Annotated in this window: 16 protein-coding genes; 11 read left to right on the top strand and 5 right to left on the bottom strand. The window is 74.2% G+C overall.

Annotated elements, in window-relative coordinates:
• The first annotated feature begins 74 nt into the window (after positions 1–74).
• The 4 genes from ACFYWQ_RS11730 to ACFYWQ_RS11715 all read left to right on the top strand — a co-directional run bounded on the left by ACFYWQ_RS11730 (position 75) and on the right by ACFYWQ_RS11715 (position 3,646).
• A complete protein-coding gene (locus ACFYWQ_RS11730; RefSeq protein WP_389515937.1) occupies positions 75–1,514 on the top strand; it encodes a class II 3-deoxy-7-phosphoheptulonate synthase in 1,440 nt (479 codons plus the stop codon).
• 50 nt (positions 1,515–1,564) lie between these two features.
• On the top strand, positions 1,565–2,044 hold the full coding sequence (locus ACFYWQ_RS11725) for a MaoC family dehydratase (protein WP_389515229.1): 480 nt from the start codon (positions 1,565–1,567) through the stop codon (positions 2,042–2,044).
• Between the two features lie 245 nt (positions 2,045–2,289).
• Positions 2,290–2,901, top strand: coding sequence for a TetR/AcrR family transcriptional regulator (locus ACFYWQ_RS11720; protein WP_389515227.1), 612 nt, complete (start codon positions 2,290–2,292; stop codon positions 2,899–2,901).
• Positions 2,902–2,914: 13 nt separating this feature from the next.
• Positions 2,915–3,646: a siderophore-interacting protein gene (locus ACFYWQ_RS11715; protein ID WP_389515225.1), complete on the top strand. Its 732-nt coding sequence runs from the start codon at positions 2,915–2,917 to the stop codon at positions 3,644–3,646.
• A gap of 121 nt (positions 3,647–3,767) precedes the next feature.
• On the opposite strand, the gene treZ is transcribed toward ACFYWQ_RS11715, so the two are convergent.
• Positions 3,768–5,513: a malto-oligosyltrehalose trehalohydrolase gene (gene treZ, locus ACFYWQ_RS11710; RefSeq protein ID WP_389515223.1), complete on the bottom strand. Its 1,746-nt coding sequence runs from the start codon at positions 5,511–5,513 to the stop codon at positions 3,768–3,770.
• Positions 5,514–5,670: 157 nt separating this feature from the next.
• Between treZ and ACFYWQ_RS11705 the strand changes: the two genes are divergently transcribed.
• The 3 genes from ACFYWQ_RS11705 to ACFYWQ_RS11695 all read left to right on the top strand — a co-directional run bounded on the left by ACFYWQ_RS11705 (position 5,671) and on the right by ACFYWQ_RS11695 (position 8,172).
• Positions 5,671–6,222: an FHA domain-containing protein gene (locus ACFYWQ_RS11705; protein WP_389515221.1), complete on the top strand. Its 552-nt coding sequence runs from the start codon at positions 5,671–5,673 to the stop codon at positions 6,220–6,222.
• 145 nt (positions 6,223–6,367) lie between these two features.
• Positions 6,368–7,690 (top strand): M14 family zinc carboxypeptidase, encoded by a 1,323-nt coding sequence (locus ACFYWQ_RS11700; RefSeq protein WP_389515219.1) that lies wholly within the window; start codon positions 6,368–6,370, stop codon positions 7,688–7,690.
• Positions 7,687–8,172, top strand: coding sequence for an SSI family serine proteinase inhibitor (locus ACFYWQ_RS11695; RefSeq protein ID WP_389515217.1), 486 nt, complete (start codon positions 7,687–7,689; stop codon positions 8,170–8,172). The genes ACFYWQ_RS11700 and ACFYWQ_RS11695 overlap by 4 nt, the downstream gene beginning before the upstream one ends.
• Before the next feature lie 178 nt (positions 8,173–8,350).
• Here the strand turns inward: ACFYWQ_RS11695 and ACFYWQ_RS11690 are convergent, their stop codons facing one another.
• The 3 genes from ACFYWQ_RS11690 to glgX form a co-directional block, all read right to left on the bottom strand.
• Positions 8,351–9,601, bottom strand: coding sequence for a M14 family zinc carboxypeptidase (locus ACFYWQ_RS11690; protein ID WP_389515214.1), 1,251 nt, complete (start codon positions 9,599–9,601; stop codon positions 8,351–8,353).
• Between the two features lie 250 nt (positions 9,602–9,851).
• Positions 9,852–12,200: a malto-oligosyltrehalose synthase gene (gene treY, locus ACFYWQ_RS11685; RefSeq protein ID WP_389515212.1), complete on the bottom strand. Its 2,349-nt coding sequence runs from the start codon at positions 12,198–12,200 to the stop codon at positions 9,852–9,854.
• An 84-nt stretch (positions 12,201–12,284) separates the two neighbouring features.
• Positions 12,285–14,402 carry a glycogen debranching protein GlgX gene (gene glgX, locus ACFYWQ_RS11680; RefSeq protein WP_389515210.1) on the bottom strand — a complete coding sequence of 706 codons (2,118 nt, stop codon included), beginning with the start codon at positions 14,400–14,402 and terminating at the stop codon, positions 12,285–12,287.
• A gap of 192 nt (positions 14,403–14,594) precedes the next feature.
• Here glgX and ACFYWQ_RS11675 point away from each other — a divergent pair, with 192 nt between their 5' ends.
• The 4 genes from ACFYWQ_RS11675 to ACFYWQ_RS11660 all read left to right on the top strand — a co-directional run bounded on the left by ACFYWQ_RS11675 (position 14,595) and on the right by ACFYWQ_RS11660 (position 19,303).
• Positions 14,595–15,482, top strand: coding sequence for a Tat pathway signal sequence domain protein (locus ACFYWQ_RS11675; protein WP_389515208.1), 888 nt, complete (start codon positions 14,595–14,597; stop codon positions 15,480–15,482).
• Between the two features lie 279 nt (positions 15,483–15,761).
• The gene (locus ACFYWQ_RS11670; RefSeq protein ID WP_389515206.1) at positions 15,762–17,114 is read left to right on the top strand and encodes a copper amine oxidase; all 1,353 of its coding nucleotides are present in this window, start codon (positions 15,762–15,764) and stop codon (positions 17,112–17,114) included.
• Between the two features lie 102 nt (positions 17,115–17,216).
• Positions 17,217–18,455, top strand: a complete 1,239-nt coding sequence (locus ACFYWQ_RS11665; RefSeq protein WP_389515204.1) for an SAV2148 family HEPN domain-containing protein — start codon at positions 17,217–17,219, stop codon at positions 18,453–18,455.
• A 125-nt stretch (positions 18,456–18,580) separates the two neighbouring features.
• Positions 18,581–19,303 (top strand): 3'-5' exonuclease, encoded by a 723-nt coding sequence (locus tag ACFYWQ_RS11660; RefSeq protein ID WP_389515202.1) that lies wholly within the window; start codon positions 18,581–18,583, stop codon positions 19,301–19,303.
• A gap of 41 nt (positions 19,304–19,344) precedes the next feature.
• On the opposite strand, the gene ACFYWQ_RS11655 is transcribed toward ACFYWQ_RS11660, so the two are convergent.
• Positions 19,345–20,214 carry a phosphotransferase enzyme family protein gene (locus tag ACFYWQ_RS11655; protein WP_389515200.1) on the bottom strand — a complete coding sequence of 290 codons (870 nt, stop codon included), beginning with the start codon at positions 20,212–20,214 and terminating at the stop codon, positions 19,345–19,347.
• Positions 20,215–20,402 lie beyond the last annotated feature (188 nt).

The following is a 20,402-nucleotide window of genomic DNA, read 5'->3' as shown; positions in this document are numbered from 1 at the left end:
TGCGCCCACCGCAACCCCCGTGCCCTGCCCTCGGAACAGAAGGCGTTGAGGTTTTCAGCGTGGAATCCCTGGAAATGGACGAGAAGTCACTTCCCGATCCCTCTGTCGAAGCGTGGCGGGCGCTGCCCGCGGCGCAGCAGCCCGACTGGCCCAATGCCACGGCGCTGCGGACCACCTTGTCGGCCCTGTCCGCCGCACCGCCGCTGGTGTTCGCCAGGGAGTGCGACACCTTGCTCGACCGTCTCGGCGAAGCCGCCCTCGGCCAGGCCTTCCTGCTCCAGGGCGGCGACTGCGCGGAGACCCTGGACGCGGTGAGCGCGGAGTCGGTCCGCAACAAGCTGGAGGTCCTTCTCCAGATGGCCGCCGTGCTGACGTACGCGGCCGGCGTCCCGGTGGTCAAGGTCGGCCGTATCGCCGGCCAGTACGCCAAACCCCGGTCGCAGCCCACCGAGACCCGCGACGGCGTGACGCTGCCCTCCTACCGGGGCGATGCCGTCAACGGGCTGGACTTCACCGCCGAGGCCCGCACCCCCGACCCGGCCCGGCTGGAACGCGTCTACCACGCGTCCGCCGCCACGCTCAACCTGCTGCGCGCCTTCACCGCCGGCGGGCACGCGGACCTCCAGCGGGTGCGTGAGTGGAACCGTGACTTCGTGGCGCTGTCCGCGGCGGAACGCCGCTACGAGCGGCTGGCGGACGAGATCGACGCGGCGCTCGCGTTCATCCGGGCCTGCGGCATGAGCACCTCGACCCTGCGCACCACGGAGGTGTTCGCCAGCCACGAGGCGCTGCTCCTCGACTACGAGTCCGCCCTGGTGCGCACGGACCCCGACACGGGACGGCGGTACGCCCTCTCCGGGCACCTGCTCTGGATCGGCGAGCGCACCCGCCGGCTCGACGGCGCGCACGTCGCGTTCGCCGCCGGGGTCAGCAACCCGCTCGGCGTCAAGCTGGGCCCCGACGCCACCGTCGACGACGTACTGACCCTGGTGGACCGGCTGGATCCCCGCCGCACCCCGGGCCGGCTCACGTTCATCGCGCGGATGGGGCGGGGCCTGGTGCGCGACCGGCTGCCCGCCCTGGTGGAGGCGGTGCGCGCGGAGGGCGCCCGGGTGGTGTGGGTGTGCGACCCGATGCACGGCAACACCTTCACCGCGCCGAGCGGCCACAAGAGCCGGCGCTTCGAGGACGTCCTGGACGAGATCACGGGCTTCTTCGAGGTGCACCGGGCGCTGGGTACGCATCCCGGCGGGGTGCACGTGGAGCTCACCGGCGAGGACGTCACCGAGTGCGTGGGCGGGAGCAACGAGGTCCTCTCCGACGACCTGCACCTGCGGTACGAGACCGCGTGCGACCCCCGTCTGAACCGCGGGCAGTCGATGGACCTGGCCTTCCGGGTCGCCGAGTGGTTCAGCGCCGAGAAGCGCCGCCTCGGCCGCCCCCGCCCGGAGCCCGCCCCGATCCGCCCGGCGGGCGTGCCGGTGTACGCGGCCTACGCGGCGTCCCCCGGCTGAGCGCCGGATCCCGACCGTTGCGAGACTCCCGAGAGGAAGGACCACTTACCGTGCGGCACTTCGAGTACTTCCGCGTCGGCAGCACCTACGAGCTGGGGGCCACCCGGCTCACGAGCGAGGACATCATCGGCTATGCGCGGGTGTGGGATCCGATGCCCTTCCACCTGGATCCCGAGGCGGCGGCCCGCTCCCCGTTCGGCGGCCTGGTGGCCAGCGGCTGGCACACCGGGGCCGTGGTCATGGGGCAGTTCGTCCGCGCCCTGCTCGCCGGCTCCGCCTGCCAGGGCTCCTACGGCATGGACGAGGTCCGGTTCCTGCGCCCGGTGCGCCCGGGCGACGAGCTGCGCGGACGGGCCACCGTGGAGGAGGCCGCGCCGCATCCCCGGCGCCCGGACACGGGCACGGTCCGTTTCGTCGTCGAGGCGGACAACCAGCAGGGCGAAGCGGTGTACCGGATGCGTACGCGGCTGCTGTTCGGTCGCGCGGAGACCAGCGGCGCCCCGCGCGAGGAAGCGGTCGTGCACCGCTGAGGGCGCCCGTGCGGCCCGTCGACTCCCGTTTCCCTCCGGATTTCCCCCGTCCGGGGGGAAACGGGGCACCTCCCGAGGGACCTGGCGGATGCCCGGGCTTTGACCGTACGCACCGTTGCGTCTAGTCTATGAGGGTCGATCTTCGGACCGGTCGTCGCCGACCGCCCGGGACAGGCGCCGCGACGCGAGGAGGGCACGCCATCGACGCCCCACACGACACCCGGCAACCGCCGGACGCGCCCGCGGTGCGCACCAGGAGCGGCCCGCGGCGCAGCGAGGCCGCACGCGTCGCGGTCCTGCGAGCGGCCGACGACCTGCTGATGGACGTCGGCTTCCACGCGATGACGGTGAGCGCGATCGCCGAGCGGGCGGGAGTCGCCAAGCAGACCATCTACCGGTGGTGGCGGTCGAAGGTGGCCATCCTCCTCGACGTCCTGGAGGAGGACCTGCACGACAGGGCGTCCTGGCCGGAGCTCCCGGAATCCGCGCAAGCCGCCCTGGAGCAGCATGTGACACATCTGAGCCGGGTCTTCACCCAGTCGCCCACCGGCCACGTGCTGTTCGTGCTCATCGGTCACGCCCTGCACGACACGACGACCGCCACGGTCCTGCGCGACCAGGTGCTGACCCGTCAGCGGCAGTACGACCGCTCCCGCGCCCGGCAGGCCCTCGCCCCCCTTTCCGGCCGCGAGGTGAGCCGGGACGAGGCCGACCAGCTCCTCGACCTGCTCATCGGCCCCGCCTTCCACCGGGCCTTCACCACGGGACAGCCGCTGGACCCGCGGTTCGTCGAGCGCCTGACCGCCACCGTCCTGGCCTGCCGGCACGGCGTCCCGCAGGCACCCTCCGCCACCTGAAGGGCTGTTCCCCATGTTCCGCACCCGTCGCACCCGCTACACCGCCACGGTGGAGGCGGTCTCCCTGATCGCCCCGCGCATGGCCCGCATCACCCTGTCCGGACCCGGCATGTCCGCCTTCCACCGCGACGAACCCACGCAGTGGGTGAAGCTGTTCGTGACCGACCCCCTCGACGGCCGGCCGGTGGGCCGCGCCTACACCGTGCGCCACCACTGTCCCGCCGAACCGAGGCTCGACGTCGACGTGGTGCTGCACGGCAACGGTCCGGCCGCACGCTGGGCCGAAGCCGCCCGCCCGGGCCAGGAGGTCTCCTTCGGCGGCCCCAAGGGGTCCTTCCGTCCCGTCCCCGACACCGACTACTACCTCCTGGCCGGCGACGAGAGCGCCCAGCCCGCGATCCTCACCATCGCCGAGAGCCTGCCGCCCGGTCAGCGCGGCGCGGTCTACCTGGAGGTGGAAGGCCCCGAGGCCGAGATCGAGGTGAGCCGCCCGGCCGGCCTGGACGTCGTGTGGGTCCACCGGGGCGCCGGCCGTCCGAAGGGCGAGGCGCTGCGCGACGCCGTCCTCGGAGCCACCGTCCCGCACGCGCGCGTCACCGCGTGGGCGGCCGGCGAGTCCGGTGCCGTCAGGGCCATCCGCCGCCACTTCACGGAGGCCCTCGGCCTGGACCGCCACCACGCCTACGCGAAGGGCTACTGGAAACAGGACGAGGCGGACCACCGCGATCCACTGGCCTCGGATTAGCAGTGGTTCGTCACCTCGCGCAGGCCGCCGCCGCCCAGGCCTTCCCCGCCCTCGGGCGGCCCGGCCCACCGGCACCCGCCCGGGCCTGACCCTCTACTCCTGCTCCAGCACCGAACACGCCCTACTCCTGCTCCAGCACCACACAAGACTCCCCCGGCACATGCAGCACCCCGTCCGCCCCCGGCGCCTCCACCGGCGCCCACGCCGCCAGGACGCGTGCCGGGCGTGGCCCCAGGGGGATCGCCGCCGTCTCCTTGCCGAGGTTGACGGCCACCCGTACGTCCCCGCGCCGGAAGGCGAGCCAGCGGGCCCGGGGGTCGTGGGCGACCTTCAGGTCGGTGAGGTCGGGGTCGGTGAGGTCGGCCTGGGCGTGGCGCAGGGCGATCAGCCGGCGGTACCAGTCCAGCACGCGCGCGTGGGGCTCGCGGCGTGGCTCGGACCAGTCCAGGCAGGAGCGGTCGCGGGTCGCCGGGTCCTGGGGGTCGGGCACGTCCTCCTCGGCCCAGCCGTGCGCGGCGAACTCCCGCCGTCTGCCCCGGCGTACGGCCTCCGCGAGGTCGGGGTCGGTGTGGTCGGTGAAGAACTGCCAGGGGGTGCCGGCCGCCCATTCCTCGCCCATGAAGAGCATCGGGGTGAAGGGGGCGGTGAGGACCAGGGTGGCGGCGCAGGCCAGCAGGCCGGGGGAGAGGGTGGCCGACAGGCGGTCGCCCTGGGCGCGGTTGCCGATCTGGTCGTGGGTCTGGCTGTAGCCGAGGAGGCGGTGCGCGGGCAGCCGGGTGCGGTCCAGGGGGCGGCCGTGGTGGCGGTCCCGGAAGCTGGAGTACGTCCCGTCGTGGAACCAGCCGCCGGTGAGGGTCTTGACGAGCGCGGCGAACGGGTCGCGGGCGAAGTCGGCGTAGTAGCCCTGGGACTCGCCGGTGAGGACGGTGTGCAGGGCGTGGTGGAAGTCGTCGTTCCACTGCGCGTGCAGCCCCAGTCCGCCCTCCCGGCGGGGCGTGATCAGCCGCGGGTCGTTCAGGTCGGACTCGGCGATCAGGAACAGGGGCCGGCCCGTCTCGGCGGCCAGGGCGTCCACGGCCGCCGACAGCTCCTCCAGGAAGGGGTACGCGCGCGTGTCGGCCAGCGCGTGCACCGCGTCCAGGCGCAGCCCGTCCAGCCGGTGGTCGCGCAGCCACGCCAGCGCGCTCTCCAGCAGGTACGCGCGGACCTCGTCCGAGCCGGGCGCGTCGAGGTTGACGGCCGACCCCCACGGCGTGTGGTGCGTGTCGGTGAAGTACGGGCCGAAGGCCGGGAGGTGGTTGCCGGACGGACCGAGGTGGTTGTGCACGACGTCCAGGACGACGCCGAGCCCGAGGCCGTGCGCCCGGTCCACGAACCGCTTCAGCGCCTCCGGCCCGCCGTACGGCTCGTGCACGGCCCACAGCGAGACACCGTCGTAGCCCCAGCCGTGCCGGCCCGGGATGGGGCACAGGGGGAGCAACTCGACGTGCGTGACGCCCAGTTCCGCGAGGTGGTCGAGCCGCTCGGCGGTCGCGTCCAGGGTGCCCTCGGGGGTGTAGGTGCCCACGTGCAGCTCGTACAGGACCGCGCCCCGCAACGGGCGGCCCGGCCACGGCGTGCGCCAGGTGAAGCGCGACTGGTCCACTACGGCGCTCAGACCGTCGGGGCCGTCCGGCTGGCGGCGGGAGCGCGGGTCGGGCAGGACCGGGCCGTCGTCCACCGCGAAGCCGTACCGCGAGCCGTCCGCGGCCTCCGCCTCGCCGGTCCACCAGCCCGCCCGCCCGGGATCACGCTCCAGCGCGCGCGTGGCGCCGTCGCACAGGAGCGTCACTCGTTCGGCCTGCGGTGCCCACACCTCGAACTGCACGGACGGTTCCCCTTCGTCTGCTCACCGTGATGCCCCAGCCCTCCCATCGTGCTCCACCCGCGGTGGATCCGCCGGGCGAACACCCGGGCACGCGCGCGAGGAGCACGGATTTCCCGTTTCCTGGACACCCGGGGTTCACTGACCGACAATCACCAGCGTGACGTCGTCCTTCGAGTTCAACACGTACCCCGCGCGGCTGTCCGACGCGGAGCGCGACAGGGCGCTGAAGGTGCTGCGTGACGGCGTCGCCATGGGCCGTCTGTCGCACGACACGTTCATCCGCCGGATGGAGCTGGCGCTCACCGCCCGGCGCTCCGACGAACTCGCCGCCCTCACCGCCGACCTCCCCAGGGAGAGCCGCTTCTCGCGGGCCGTCTTCGGCACCGTCGAGGCCGTCTCCGGGTTCACCGTCCGGCTGCGGCGGGCCTGGCAGGCCGAGCGGCTGCCCAAGCTGCTCCTGCCGCACCCCGGCACCGCGCACGCCCTGCGCATCGGCCGGGACCCCGCGAGCGGCCTGCGGCTGACGCACGAGAGCGTCTCCCGCGTGCACGCCGAGCTCTGCCGCCAGGGCGGCATGTGGGTGCTGCGCGACCTCGGCTCCACCAACGGCACGACCGTCAACGGGCGCCGCGTCATCGGCGCCGCCGTCGTCCGCGAGGGGGACCAGGTCGCCTTCGGACAGATGGCGTTCCGCCTCTCGGCGAACTGAACGCCGCTCCAACGCCTTCCGCCCGCGGCGGTGTTGACGTACCCCCCGCGTCATGACTCACTGTGCGTACACCGCGCACTCCCGGTGAACCGAAGGCGCCCCGACGCGGAGGTGTGCCCTGCCGCCACTCCTGCGCTACCCGACCGTGGACGAGACCGCGGCCCGCGCGGCCGCGCTCGCCGCCGGCCGGCCCGGGGACGTCCGGCTGCGCCGCGTCGGGCTCTCCCGCGCGGGCACGCCCCTGTGGCTGCTGTCCGTCGGACACGGCACCCGCCAGGCGCTCGTCGTGGCCGGACCGCACGCCAACGAGCCCGTCGGCGGCGCCACCGTCCTGCGGCTGGCCGAACGCGTCCTCGCCGACCCCCGCCTCACCGAGGGCGCCGACGCCACCTGGAACCTGCTGCTGTGCCTGGACCCCGACGGCCTGCGCCACAACGAGGGCTGGCTGACCGGCCCGTACACCCTCGGCCGCTACTTCCGGCGGTTCTTCCGCCCGGGCTTCCTCGAACAGCCCGAGTGGCTGCCCGAGGGAGCGGACGCCGCCGCCCTGCCCGAGACCCGCGCGCTGCTCCGCCTCCAGGACGAGCTGAAACCTTTCTTCCAGTGTTCGCTGCACGGCGTCGACGTCGGCGGCGGCTTCGTGGAACTCACCCGTGACCTGCCCGGACTCGCCCAGCGGACGGCCCACGCCGCCGCCCGCCTCGGCATCCCCCGCGAACTGGGCCCCTACGACACCCTGTACTGGCCCCGCCTCGGACCGGCCGTCTACCGGATCCCGCCGCCGAGCCCGCGCGACCTGGCCGCCGCCATCACCGAGGCCGCCGTCGAGTCGACCTGGTACCACCCGCACCGGTACGGCACGGTCACCGCCGTCGTCGAGTCGCCCATGTGGGGGGTCGCCGCCGTCGAGGACGCCTCCCCGCCCGCCGACCGGGACGCGGCGCTGCGCACGGTCAGCCGGACCCTGCGGCACGACACCCGCCTCCTGGAACGCCTCCTCACCCGGGTACGGCCCCACCTCCCCGGCACCCCCGACGCCGCGCGCCTGCTCGCGCCGGTCGACGACTACCTCCTGGTCTGCCCGGGCCTCGCCACCGCCTGGGACCCGGACACCGCCGACCCCGCCCACCCGCTCCCACCGCTCAGCACCGCCCATCTGACCGCCCTGCGCATCGCCGGCCGCCGCATCGCCGTCCGGACGGCCGGCCTGCTGCACCAGCTCGTCACCGGCGCCGGACACGACCCGGCCGGGGCGCTGCCGGAGCTGGACGGGCTCATCGACCGGTGGTGCGCCGACTACCACGACGGCTGCCAGGCGCGCTGGATCCCCGTCGCCCGCCAGGTGGAGTACCAGGTGCGGGTCGTGCTCGCGGCGTTCGAACTCGCCGGGCGCCGCGCCGCCGGTCCCGCACGATCGGGTGAGCCGGACTGGGGAACCCGGCCCGCCGTGCCGATGCACCGGGAATGAGGCACTTCCCCCCACACCCCCTGCTCCACGCCCTCCCCGCCGCCACCGCGCTCCTCCTCGCCGCCGTCGCCCCGGCGCCGGCCGCCGCGCCCCGCGACGGGCTGCCCGGCGACTGGGTCCGGCTGACGGTCAGCGGGGGCGGCCCCCGTTCCGCCGGCACCCGCGGCACCCTGCTGCTGTGCGACCCGCCCCGGGGCCACTCCCGCGCCGCCGAGGCGTGCGCCGACCTCGACGCGGCGCGCGGTGACATCCGCTCCATCCCCGCGCGGGACGGTATCTGCTCCCTGGTGTACGCCCCGGTGACCGCCGCGGCCCACGGGCGGTGGAAGGGCCGCCCCGTCACGTACAGCGAGGACTTCGCCAACGCCTGCGTGATGCAAGCGGAGACGGGCGCCGTGTTCGCCCTGGACGAGGAGCGGCCGCCCGGCCTTGCCGGTCTTCCGCCCGCCCTCCCCAATCCCGCCGAGCGGTCGGGGGACTGACCTTCGCGGTCCGCCTCGGGGCTGCCCGTAGGGGGGCGGGGAGCTCCGGGGTGCGTACGGCCGTGTGCGCGTCCGTCCACCTGTGCAGCCGTTGCACCTGTGCACCTGGGTGTTTTCGCGTGCCGTCTGCCGTCTGCCGTCTGCCGTCTGCGGTCTGCGGTCTGCCGCGTGCCCGCGCCTACGCCGCCCCCTCGCGCGCGTGCAGCGCCGCCGCCACGACCGTGCGGGACTGGTGCTCCACCTGGTGCTCCACGGGCACCCAGCGGGCCCGGAAGCGTTCGGCGAAGGACTCGCTCCAGGCCGCGACGAGGTGCTCCAGCCGGGGGGCCGCCCGGTCCTCCCGCTCCCGCAGGACCCGCCACAGCATCGCCGCCGCCCGCAGCGGCAGCCGCCGGGCGAAGGCGTCCACGCTGCCGACGTACGCCATCGTCGTGCCGGCCGGTGGGGTGTGGGTCAGGTCCGCGGCCAGGCCCGGCACCAGCTCCAGTCCCCACCGGGCCGCCCTGAGCAACGGCCCGTCCACCCCTTCCAGCCGGGGCAGCGCCTCCACCAGCACCCGCTCCACCTCCCACGCGTCCCGCAGCAGCCGGTGCGCCAGGCGCCGGATCGCCGCGGCCGGGGCGGGGTGGGGGGCGGGGTCGTCCACCATGTCGCTCGCCCACATCGGCACCTCGACGACCGCGGTCAGACCGCCGTAGCGGTGGGCGTGGTACCAGGTGCTGTGCCGGGCGTCGTCCGGCATGCTCGGGTACGCCGCGCCCGCCCCCGGCTCCGGCATCACGTGCACCCCGGGCCCGGACGCCGGCCAGCCCGCCGCGTCGGAGGAGCCCGTCTCCACCGGGATGTGCAACTGCGCCGCCGACTTGGCGAACGGCTCGGCCAGACCCGGGATGTCCTTCGTCAGCTGCACCCAGCTGCCGCCCAGATCGGTGCCGTGCAGCGTCACCTGGAGGTAGGGCCGCAGCTCGTCGATGAGCCGGGTCAGCGCGCGCGTCTCGGGCGGCAGCCGGTCCGGCGGGAGGACGGCGGGCGACCACTCCGGCTGCTCCGGGCCCGCGGGCCGGAAGAAGCCGGAGTGGTAGTCGAGCAGACTGCGCGGCGACGGGACGCGGTGCAGGCTCGCCCCGTCGGGGTCGGCGCACAGCAGGAAGTGCCAGGACAGACCGTCCCGCAACCCCCTCTCGTGCAGCACCCGTTCGGCGAGGGCGAGCAGGGTCGGCCCGCCGGTCGGCTCGTTCGCGTGCGCCCCGGCGACCACCAGCACCGCGCGTCGGGCACGGCCCACGGACAGCAGGTGCAGCGGCCGTCCCGCACGGGAGCGCCCCACCCGGCGCAGCGCGCACAGACCGGGTTGGAGCGCGGTCAACGCCCCCGCGAGCGAGGTCAGTTCGCTCACCGTGGGGTAGCGCTGCTCCGGCACCAGACTCACCCCCGTCACGTCAGCCCGGCCTTCGCCATCCGCAGTACCCCATGGACGCCCCGCGCTGTCAAGAACGCCCAGGGGGAGCCTCCCCGGGGCGCCCGGATGCGCGTACCGGACCGCGTCGGGGCGGCCGGCACCCGACGCCGCGGGGCCGCCCTTCGGGCGACGACGGGACGGTGACGACAGGACCTGGGGCGTGTCTTTGGGATCACCCCGGGGCCGCGGGGCCGCGGGCCGCGGGGCCGAACGGCACGCCCTAGTCGGCCACCCGCTCCAGCAGTGCCACCGGCAGCCGGTCGAACAGTTCCGCCACGCGCGCGTGCCCGGTGAACTTCCGTCCGCCGTCCAGGGCGTCGGCCCACCGCCCCGGCGGCAGGGCGAGCCGGGTGTCCCGCCAGCCGCCCGTCTCCGCCAGCCGCAGCGACAGCCGCGTCACGGCCGTGACGACCTCACCGGAGCGCGCGAACGCCAGACAGTGGCCGGCGGCCGGCCCCTCGGCGGTCAGCGGCGTGTACGTCGCCGACTCCCCGAAGACGTCCGGCCGCCGCCGGCGCAGCCGCAGCGCCGCGGCCGTCACCTCGCCCTTGGCGCCTGGGGCCTCCGGCGGCAGGGACACGGGCCGGCGGTTGTCCGGGTCCACCAGGGCCCGGTACTCGCCCTCCGTGCCCTGGTAGACGTCCGGCACCCCCGGCATCGTCAGGTGCACCAGCGCCGTCCCCAGCACGTTCGCCCGGATGTGCGGCTCCAGCGCCTCCCGCAGCGCGGCCACCCGCTCGCCGGGCGCCCCGCACGGCCCCGCCGCGACGAACGCGGCCACCGCCTCCTCGTACGGCGGCTCCTGCTCCGTCCAGCTCGTGTACAGCCCCGCCTCGCGCACGTGCTTGAGCAGCGCCTGTCCGACCCGCTCCGGGTCCGCCGGGCCGAGCCCGAACACCGTCTGCCAGACCGCCCACGCCGTCTGCCCGTCCGGCACGGCCTCCTCGGCCCGCGTCACCTGCGCGAGGACCTCCTCCCAGCGCCGCGGGCACTGCGACAGCACGGCCAGCGCGGCCCGCACGTCGGCGCTGCGCTTGGTGTCGTGCGTCGACAGGACCGTCCCGGTCACCGGCCAGTCGCGCTGCACGCGCGCGCAGTAGGCGTGGAACCGGTCCGGGGACACGCCCGGCCGGCCCGGATCGCCGCCCACCTCGTTCACCGACAGCAGCGGCACGTACCGGTAGAACGCCGTGTCCTCGAGAGCCTTGGCCCGCAGCGCGGACGCCGTCTGCGCGAACCGCGTCCGGAACTCCACCGCCGCCGGGCCCGAGCCGCCGCCCAGCACCAGGGCCCGCACCACGTCGACGGCGCCCGCCTCCTCGGGGACCACGAAGGCGTGCCGCGCCTCCCCGGCGGCCTCCTCGGTGACCACGTCGGACGCGTCACCCGAGGCGTACGGCCGGTACACCTCCAGCCGCACCAGCAGCTCCTCCAGGGCCGTGCGCAGCGCCCAGGGCGCCCGGTCGCGCAGCGCCGGGTCCGGGGAGGCGGCGCACACCCGCACCGCCGTCCGGGTCAGCCGGTCCAGCTCGGTGGCCAGCTCGTGCGCGAGCACCCCGTACGCCGCCCGCCGGGCCGTCGCCGCCCACTCCCCGCCCCGGTCGGTCTGCGGGGCCGCGAAACGCCGGTACAGCGCGAGCAGCTCGCCGGCGCCGTCCGGGTCGGTGAAGAGGCCGTCGACGTGGCGCAGGGCGTCGTAGCCCGTGGTGCCGGCGACCGGCCAGGAGTCCGGCAGGCGCTCCCCGTCCGCCAGGATCTTCTCCACGACCGTCCAGCGGCCCCCGCTCGCCCCGTGCAGCCGCTCCAGATAGGTGTCGGGGTCGGCGAGGCCGTCGGGGTGGTCGACGCGCAGCCCGTCCACCACGCCCTCGTGCAGCAGCTGGAGGATCTTCGCGTGCGTGGCCTCGAACACCTCGGGGTCCTCCACCCGCACCCCGATCAGCTCGGAGATGCTGAAGAACCGCCGGTAGTTGAGCTCGGTGCGGGCCAGCCGCCACCACACCGGCCGGTACCACTGCGCGTCCAGCAGCTGGGGCAGCGGCAGGTCCTCGGTGCCCTCGCGCAGCGGCAGCTCGTGGTCGTGGTAGCGCAGGACGCCGCCGTCGACGCGGAGCCGGCCGAGTTCGTCGCCGACCGGCCCGTCCAGCACCGGCAGCAGCAGCTGGCCGTCCTGCGCCTCCCAGTCGATGTCGAACCAGCGCGCGTACGGCGACCTGGGGCCCTCCCGCAGCACCTCCCACAGGGCCCGGTTGTGGCGCGGGGCCATCGCCATGTGGTTCGGCACGATGTCCACGACCAGTCCCAGCCCGTGCTCCCGCGCGGTGCGGGACAGCGCCCGCAGGCCCTCCTCCCCGCCGAGCTCCTCGCGTACGCGCGTGGGGTCCACGACGTCGTACCCGTGCGGGGAGCCGGGCACGGCCTCCAGCACGGGCGACAGGTGCAGGTGCGACACCCCCAGCGACGCCAGGTACGGCACGGCCGCCGCCGCGGCCGCGAACGGGAACGCCGGCTGCACCTGGAGCCGGTAGGTGGCCGTGGGCACGACAGGGGCGGTGCGCTCAGAGGTCATGCAGACCTACGTACCCGCCCTGCCCCTGATCGTGTCACCGCACCCGCCAGGTGGAGGGACGGGGGCCCACCCCGGTCAGCGCCCCTAGGCCGGTCGCTGGAGCACCGTCATGCCGCGGTCCACCAGGGTCAGCCGGTCCCCGGCCGCGACCTTGGCGCCCGCGCCCCGCGCCGGTGCCTCCGGGTCCGCCGTGTCCACGACCACCTGCCACTGCCGCCCGTGGTCGACCGGCACCACGAACTCCAGCGGCCGCGGCGAGGCGTTGAACATCAGCAGGAAGGAGTCGTCGGTGATCCGCTCCCCGCGCGCCCCCGGCTCGGAGATCGCGTTGCCGTTGAGGAACACGGTCAGCGCCGACGCCTGCGCGGAGTTCCAGTCCCGCTGGGTCATCTCCTTGCCCTCGGGGGTGAACCAGGCGATGTCCGACAGCTCGTCGTGGGTGCCCTCCACGGGCCGCCCGTGGAAGAAGCGGCGCCGGCGGAAGACGGGGTGCTCCGCGCGCAGCCGGACGAGCGCCCGGGTGAACTCCAGCAGGCCGCCGCCGTCCTGGCCGGGGTCGGGCCACCGCACCCAGGACAGTTCGCTGTCCTGGCAGTAGGCGTTGTTGTTGCCGCGCTGGGTGCGGGCCGTCTCGTCGCCGTGGCTGATCATGGGCACGCCCTGGGACAGCATCAGCGTGGCGAGGAAGTTGCGCATCTGGCGGGCGCGCAGCTCCAGGACCGCCGGGTCGTCGGTGTCGCCCTCCGCACCGCAGTTCCAGGACCGGTTGTGGCTCTCGCCGTCCCGGTTGTCCTCGCCGTTGGCCTCGTTGTGCTTGTGGTCGTAGGAGACCAGGTCGTGCAGGGTGAAGCCGTCGTGGCAGGTCACGAAGTTGATCGAGGCCAGCGGGCGGCGGCCGTCGTCCTGGTAGAGGTCGGAGGAGCCGGTCAGCCGGGAGGCGAACTCCGCGAGCGCGCGCGGCTCGCCGCGCCACAGGTCCCGCACGGTGTCGCGGTACTTGCCGTTCCACTCGGTCCACAGGGGCGGGAAGTTGCCCACCTGGTAGCCGCCCTCGCCGACGTCCCACGGCTCGGCGATCAGCTTCACCTGCGAGACGACGGGGTCCTGCTGCACCAGGTCGAAGAACGACGACAGCCGGTCCACCTCGTGGAACTGGCGGGCCAGGGTCGCCGCCAGGTCGAAGCGGAACCCGTCGACGTGCATCTCGGTGACCCAGTACCGCAGCGAGTCCATGATGAGCTGGAGGACGTGCGGGGACCGCATGAGCAGCGAGTTCCCGGTGCCCGTGGTGTCCATGTAGTAGCGCGGATCGTCGGTCAGCCGGTAGTACTGCGGATTGTCGAGGCCCCGGAAGGACAGCGTCGGGCCCAGGTGGTTGCCCTCGGCGGTGTGGTTGTAGACCACGTCGAGGATGACCTCTATCCCGGCCTCGTGCAGCGCCCGCACCGCCGACTTGAACTCCAGGACCTGCTGTCCGCGGTCGCCCCAGGAGGCGTAGGCGTTGTGGGGGGCGAAGAAACCGATGGTGTTGTAGCCCCAGTAGTTGTTCAGGCCCATGTCGACCAGACGGTGGTCGTTGACGAACTGGTGTACGGGCATCAGCTCCAGTGCCGTGACGCCCAGCTCGGTGAGGTGTTCGATGATCGCCGGGTGCGCGAGGGCCGCGTAGGTGCCGCGCAGTTCGTCCGGCAGCCCGGGGTGGCGCATCGTCAGGCCCTTGACGTGGGCCTCGTAGATCACCGTGTGGTGGTACTCGGTGCGCGGGCTCCGGTCGTCGCCCCAGTCGAAGTACGGGTTGACCACGACCGACGTCATCGTGTGGGGGGCCGAGTCGAGGTCGTTGCGCCGGTCGGGCGAGCCGAAGTGGTAGCCGTACACCTCCTCGCCCCACCGGATCGAGCCGCTGATCGCCTTCGCGTAGGGGTCGAGCAGCAGCTTCGCAGAGTTGCAGCGCAGCCCGCGCTCCGGCGCGTACGGGCCGTGCACCCGGAAGCCGTAGCGCTGTCCGGGCATGATGCCCGGCACGTACGCGTGCCGCACGAACGCGTCGCTCTCGCGCAGCTCCACGGCCGTCTCGGAGCCGTCGTCGTGCAACAGACACAGCTCCACTCGGTCCGCGGCCTCGGTGAAGACCGCGAAGTTCGTACCGGCGCCGTCGTACGTGGCGCCGAGGGGATATGCCTCTCCAGGCCAGACCTGCATGGATACGACTCTTTCAGGTGTGCCGCCCCGCTGGGGGTGCCTTGGCATCGAGTCCCCCGGAAAGTGAGGGAACCACCTGTGACGTATGTCCCTCTTACCCGTCGACCGACGCATACGCCGGAAATCGGTGTGTGCCGAACCAGTGGGCAGAGATCACGTACTCCCGGGGCCATGGGGGAGTAGGGGGAAGATGTGCGCACGACAGTGCGCCGCCACCTGGGCAAGGTGGTGGCAGGCGCGGGCCTCGCGCTGACCGCGACGGCCGCGATGATCGCGATCACCCTGCCGGGAACGGCGGGGGCGGACGGGACCGCGGGGAGCACCGGGCAGGCCGCCGGACAGGCGGCCGCGGAACAGGAGGCCGGACAGGGCGCCGGACAGGGCGCCGGACAAGGTACGGGACAGGGCGCCGGACAGGGTGCCGGGCAGCACGGCGGCTCGGCCGCGGTGGCACCCGGCGTCGTCGAGGAGGCGCCGGCCGAGGGCGCCCGGGGCGAGGGCCGCGATCCGCTGACCGACGACGAGACCGCGCGCGCGGAACGGATCGCGCTCAACCGGCAGCTCTTCGAGGCCGGTGAGGACGTCGACGGCGACCGCGGCCCGCAGCGGCTGGGCGTCGACCTCGCCGAGCCGGCCGCGGCCGAGGCCGACGACCCGGACGCGCCCCGGCGCGCCGAGGTGACGTTCTACGACTACAAGGACGACACCCTCGTCACCCGGACCGTCAACCTAGACACCGGAACGGTCGAGAGCACCGGCACCCGGCAGGGCGTCCAGCCGCCGCTCAACGCGGCCGAGGAGGCCGAGGCGGTCCGGCTGCTCCTCGCGGACCCGCTGGGCGCGGGCCTGAAGGCCGACTACAAGGACGCCACCGGAAGGGAACTCACCTCCCCGGACCAGCTGGTGCCGTTCGGCATGGTGTACCGCGCCTCGCCGGGCGCCCAGCCCGCCGCCTTCGACAGCTGCGGTGTCCACCGCTGCGTACGGCTGCTGCCGAAGGTCAGGAACGGACCGTGGATCGACGCCCGGTCCCTGCTGATCGACCTGAGCGACCGCAAGGTCGGCAGGCTCACCGGCTGAGGCCGTCCGGCCGATCCGTCCGGCCGATCCGCCCGGCCGATCCGCCCGGCCGATCCGCCCGGCCGATCCGCCCGGCCGATCCGCCCGGCCGATCCGCTCGGCCTTGCCGTACGTCCGAGTCCTCCGCCCGTCCGTCCGAGCCGTCCGTCCGAGCCGTCCGCCCGGCTGAGGCCGCCCGTCCGTTCGCCCGGCCGAGGCCGCCCGTCCGCGTGTCCGTCCGTCGGGTTCCGACACCTTCACCGTCCGCCGCAGGAACGCACAGGAAGTGGTCATCTCCTCATGCGCGTCAAGTCCGTGAACAGCGGCCTCCGGCCGCGGGGCGCCGGCCGTGCCCGCCAGGCCGCGGCCCTCGGCCTGTCCGTGGCCGCGCTGGCCGCCGCCGCGTCGGCCGCCGGCACCGGCCCGGCCACCGCCCGGCCCGAGGCCGCCCCGGCGGCCACCGCCGCCGAGTGCAGCGCCGCCTACCGCATCCAGCAGAAGCTCACCTCCGGCACCACCTGGCGCATGTGCTGGCGCCACGAGGCGAAGTCCGGCATCGTCCTGGAGAAGATCTCCTACCAGCCGCCCGGCGAGTCCCGCCCGATCCGCGTCCTCAACAGCGCCCGGATCGCCCAGATCCACGTGCCGTACGACGACGGCAAGAACGAGTACAACGACATCACCGACTTCAACTTCGGCAACGGCATGGTGAACCTCACCCCCGCCGAGTGCCCCGGCGGCACCCTCAAGACGGTGAAGGTGCCGGACGCGTACAACTCCGAGACCCCGAACGTCAAAGGCCTGTGCACCACGACCCGCGCGCACGGACACGCCTACCGCATGCAGACCGACTCGGGCGGGGTCCACCAGGCCCAGGGCAAGGACCTGCTGGTCTACAGCGTCAACAAGGTCGGCTGGTACGAGTACATCACCGAGTGGCGCTTCTCCGACGACGGCACCATCGGCATGAACGCCGGCGCCACCGGCAGCCTCTCCCCCTTCGACTACGACGCCGGGGACGGCCGGGGCTGGCCGCTGGGCAAGGGCGCCGAGGCGTACGCCACCAGCCACCACCACAACGTGTTCTGGCGGCTCGACTTCGGCCTCGACGGCTCCTCGAAGACGAAGGTCGAGCAGTACGACTCGAAGGTCAGCCCGCCCGCCTCCGGACGGCCGGGCCCGGCCAGCAGGACCACCCGCACCGCCGTCACCAAGGAACGCGCGGGCGACGCGGCGAACATGCGCTGGTGGCGCGTGGTGAGCACGGCCGGCAAGAACAAGGACGGCCACCGGCGCTCCTACGAGATCGTCACCGGAGCCGGCACCACCTTCCCGGGGCGCGCCTTCACCCGGCACGACGTCTACTTCACCCAGTACGACCCGTGCGAGCAGTACGCCAGCAACAACGTGCGCGACTGCGGCAGCCCCCGGCACGGCGACTCGGTGGACCAATGGGTCAACGGCCAGCCCCTCACCCACCCCGTGGCCTGGGTCAACGTAGGTTTCCACCACATCGCCCGGGACGAGGACCAGCAGCCCATGCCGGTCCACTGGCAGGGCTTCTCCCTCGCCCCGCGGGACGTCACGGCTATGAATCCGCTCACTCCGCGCGCCCTCGCGGGCCAGAACGGACGGCCCGACGGCGGTGGTTGAGAAACGACCTGTCCATCCGGCTGCACCGCCGACCGCTCCCGGAGTACCCTTCCTTGATCGTTGGGACGGGGAGTGCTCGGGGGAGCGGAAGGCGGTGCTTGGGTGGGCTCGGGAGGGCTGGAGCTGCCCCCTGGTGACGAGGGTCACGAGGGAGGCTCCTCCACAGACGTCCCGCCCGGCACGGTGTCGCTGGCCCGGCCGATGGAGGGCGCCATCGGGCCGGAGCTGGACTGGGACGCCGACGCCTGGCGCGAGGTACGCACCCGCGCCCAGCGGGCCGGCCGGGCCTACATCTGGCTGAACCTCGTCGAACAGCGGCTGCGCGCCGTCGTGGCCGCCGTGCTGCGGCCCATCTACGAACCCGTCCACGGCGACGACTGGGTGGTCGCCGCGGCCGGCCCCGCCGGACAGGAGTGGGTGCAGCGCGCGGTCGCCGTACGCGAGGTCAGCCGGCGCAAGGGCTACCTGCTCGACCCGGCCGACGACAACGTGATCTCCTTCCTGACGCTGCCGCAGCTGCGCGAGCTGATGGTGCAGCACTGGCCGTGCTTCGAGCCGTACTTCGACGACCGCCGGGACGTCGAACTCGCCCTGGACGAGCTGGAGGTCACCCGCAACGTCGTCTCCCGCAACCGGGCACTGTCCGAGGCCGTCCTGAACCAGGCCGAACGCGCCTCCGCGCGCCTGCTGGAGATGCTCGGCACGGGCGGTGACGTGCCCTCCGCGCGCCGGCTGCCCGTCGACGCCGTCGAGGACCTGGTGGGCGACCGGTACGCGGACGTGGTCGCCGTCCACTCCGACCGGGTGCGGCTGCTGCGCCGGTTCCCCGCCGAGGACATCTTCGACGGCGCCCGCCGCCTCGACGCCATCGGCATCGGGCTCAACCTGCTCGTGCAGAACTTCTCCGGCCGCCGGCTGGTCCGCCTCGCCGAGGCCGGCGCCCGGGTGCGGCTGCTCTTCCTCAACCCGGCCTCCAGCGCGGTCAAGCGCCGCGAACGCGAGCTCGGCATGAAACGCGGCGAGCTGAGCCGCGCCGTGGAGATGAACATCCTGCACATGCGCCGGGTGCGCTCCCGGCTGCGCGACCCGGGCGCCTTCCAGATCCAGGTCTACGACGAGACGCCCCGCTTCACCGCCTACCTCGTCGACGGCGACGGATCCGACGGCGTCGCGGTCGTCCAGTCCTACCTGCGGCGCATGCGCGGCATGGAGGCGCCGGTGCTGGTGCTGCGCAACGGCAGCCGGGTGGTCAAGTCGGACGAGGTCGACGAAGGCGGACTCTTCGCCGCCTACCGCGAGGAGTTCGAACTGGCCTGGGCGGATTCGCGGCCGGTGTCCTGAAACGTCCCGCTGCCCGTCCCAGGGGTGTGCCCGGCCCGAAAAGCGGAATGAGATCCTCTGATTGTCAGTGGCGCATGGGAAGGTGGAGGCCACTGGGGGAAGCACCACCAAGAAGGGGGGCCACCATGGCCTGGCACCGGGAGCTGCTGATCGGCTTCGACCTGGAGACGACCGGAACGGATCCGCGCGAGGCGCGCATCGTCACGGGGGCCGTGATCGAGGTGAGGGGCGGACAGGTCCTGGGACGCCGGGAGTGGCTGGCGGACCCGGGCGTGGAGATCCCGGCGGAGGCCGTCGCGGTCCACGGGATCAGCACCGCGCGGGCGGCCGCCGAGGGCGACCCCGCCGACCGGGTCGCGGACGCCATCGCGGACGTCCTGGTGACGTACTGGCGGACGGGCGTCCCCGTCGTCGCCTACAACGCCGCCTTCGACCTGACCCTGCTCTCGGCCGAACTGCGGCGGCACGGGCTGCCGTCCCTGCGCGACCGCCTCGGCGGCCTCGACCCGGCCCCGGTGGTCGACCCGTACACCATCGACCGCCGGGCCGACCGCTACCGCCGCGGCAAGCGCAACCTCGAAGCGGTCTGCGCCGAGTACGGCGTCCCCCTCGACGCGGCGCACGACGCCTCGGCCGACGCCCTCGCCGCCGCCCGGCTCGCCGGCGCGATAGCCGAGCGCCACCCCAAGATCGCGGCCCTCGGCCCGGCGGAGCTGCACCGCCGCCAGATCGAGTGGTACGCCGAGTGGGCGGCGGACTTCCAGGACTTCCTGCGCCGCAAGGGCGACGCCCAGGCCGTGGTCGACGGGACCTGGCCGGTGCGGGAGCTCGCGGGCGAAAGGGTCTGAGCGCCCGACAGATCCTAGGGGGAGGTGGCCGGCCGCCCGGCTCAGAAGGGGTACCAGCGCACCGCCTCGTCCCCGTCCCGCAGCGACGCCACCCGGCGTCCGAACTCTGCCAGCGCCCCCGGGTCGGTGGGCGCGTGCTGGGCGACCCAGGCGCAACTCGCCGTCTCCCGGGCCCCGCGCAGGACCGCGCAGCCCTCCCACTCCCGGACGTCCCAGCCGTACGCGTCGGTGAAGGAGTCGTAGGCCTCGGCGGGCAGCCCGTAGCGGTCGCGGGAGAGGGCCATCACGACCAGGTCGTGCTCGCGCAGGTCGGCGGAGAAGGTCTCCAGGTCGACCAGGACCGGACCGTCCGGGCCGACGTGGACGTTGCGGGGCAGCGCGTCACCGTGGATCGGGCCGGGCGGCAGATGCGGGGTGAGCGCGGCGGCGGACGCGGCGAAACCGTCGCGGCGCCGGCGCAGGAAGGCGGCGTCCGCCGGGTCGATGGAGTCGCCCGCCAGCCGCAGCCAGCGCTCCACGCCGGACAGCAGATCGCGCGGGGGCAGGGCGAGGGAGGGCGAGGGGGCGGGCAGGGCGTGCACCATCCGCAGCAGTCCGGCCAGATCGCGGGGCCCGGCGGGCCGTACCGGGTCGGGCAGCCGGTGCCACACCGTCACCGGATGGCCCTCGACCAGCAGCGCCTCCGGTCCGGCCGCCCGCACCGCGGGGACGCCCGCCTCGGCGAGCCACACCGCGATGCCCAGTTCGCGCCGGGCCCGGTCCAGGAGTTCGGCGTCCCGGCCGACCTTCACCACCAGGTCCCCGGCGGCGAACACCGCGTTCTCGCCCAGGGCGAGGAGCCGCGCGTCCCGCGCCGGGCCCGGCAGTACCCCCGCCGCGGCCAGTACCTCCCGCGCGCGTGCCTCGTCCATCGTCCGCCTCCGTGTCGTGTACCGCTGTGTCATGTAACGCGGTGCCGTGTACCGCTGTGCCGTGTACCGCTGTGTCGTCTGCCGCGGGGGCCGTGTCCGGCCCCGGGACGGCGCCGGAATCCGGCCGTCCGACGGCCAGTCTCGCATTCGTACAGGTGGGGCCGTGTGCGCGGTGCCTTGACGGCGTA

The sequence above is a fragment of the Streptomyces sp. NPDC003247 genome (assembly GCF_042888135.1).
GTDB lineage: Bacteria > Actinomycetota > Actinomycetes > Streptomycetales > Streptomycetaceae > Streptomyces.
Note: the sequence above shows the minus strand (reverse complement) of the source record. Positions and strands in the feature narration are given on the sequence as shown.

Bases quoted from the DNA above. Each gene is read 5' to 3' on its own strand.
- ACFYWQ_RS11730 (WP_389515937.1), top strand. From the start codon at position 75: ATGGACGAGAAGTCACTTCCCGATCCCTCTGTCGAAGCGTGGCGGGCG.
- ACFYWQ_RS11715 (WP_389515225.1), top strand. From the start codon at position 2,915: ATGTTCCGCACCCGTCGCACCCGCTACACCGCCACGGTGGAGGCGGTC.
- ACFYWQ_RS11695 (WP_389515217.1), top strand. From the start codon at position 7,687: ATGAGGCACTTCCCCCCACACCCCCTGCTCCACGCCCTCCCCGCCGCC.
- treY (WP_389515212.1), bottom strand. From the start codon at position 12,200: ATGACCTCTGAGCGCACCGCCCCTGTCGTGCCCACGGCCACCTACCGG.
- glgX (WP_389515210.1), bottom strand. From the start codon at position 14,402: ATGCAGGTCTGGCCTGGAGAGGCATATCCCCTCGGCGCCACGTACGAC.
- ACFYWQ_RS11670 (WP_389515206.1), top strand. From the start codon at position 15,762: ATGCGCGTCAAGTCCGTGAACAGCGGCCTCCGGCCGCGGGGCGCCGGC.
- ACFYWQ_RS11660 (WP_389515202.1), top strand. From the start codon at position 18,581: ATGGCCTGGCACCGGGAGCTGCTGATCGGCTTCGACCTGGAGACGACC.
- ACFYWQ_RS11655 (WP_389515200.1), bottom strand. From the start codon at position 20,214: ATGGACGAGGCACGCGCGCGGGAGGTACTGGCCGCGGCGGGGGTACTG.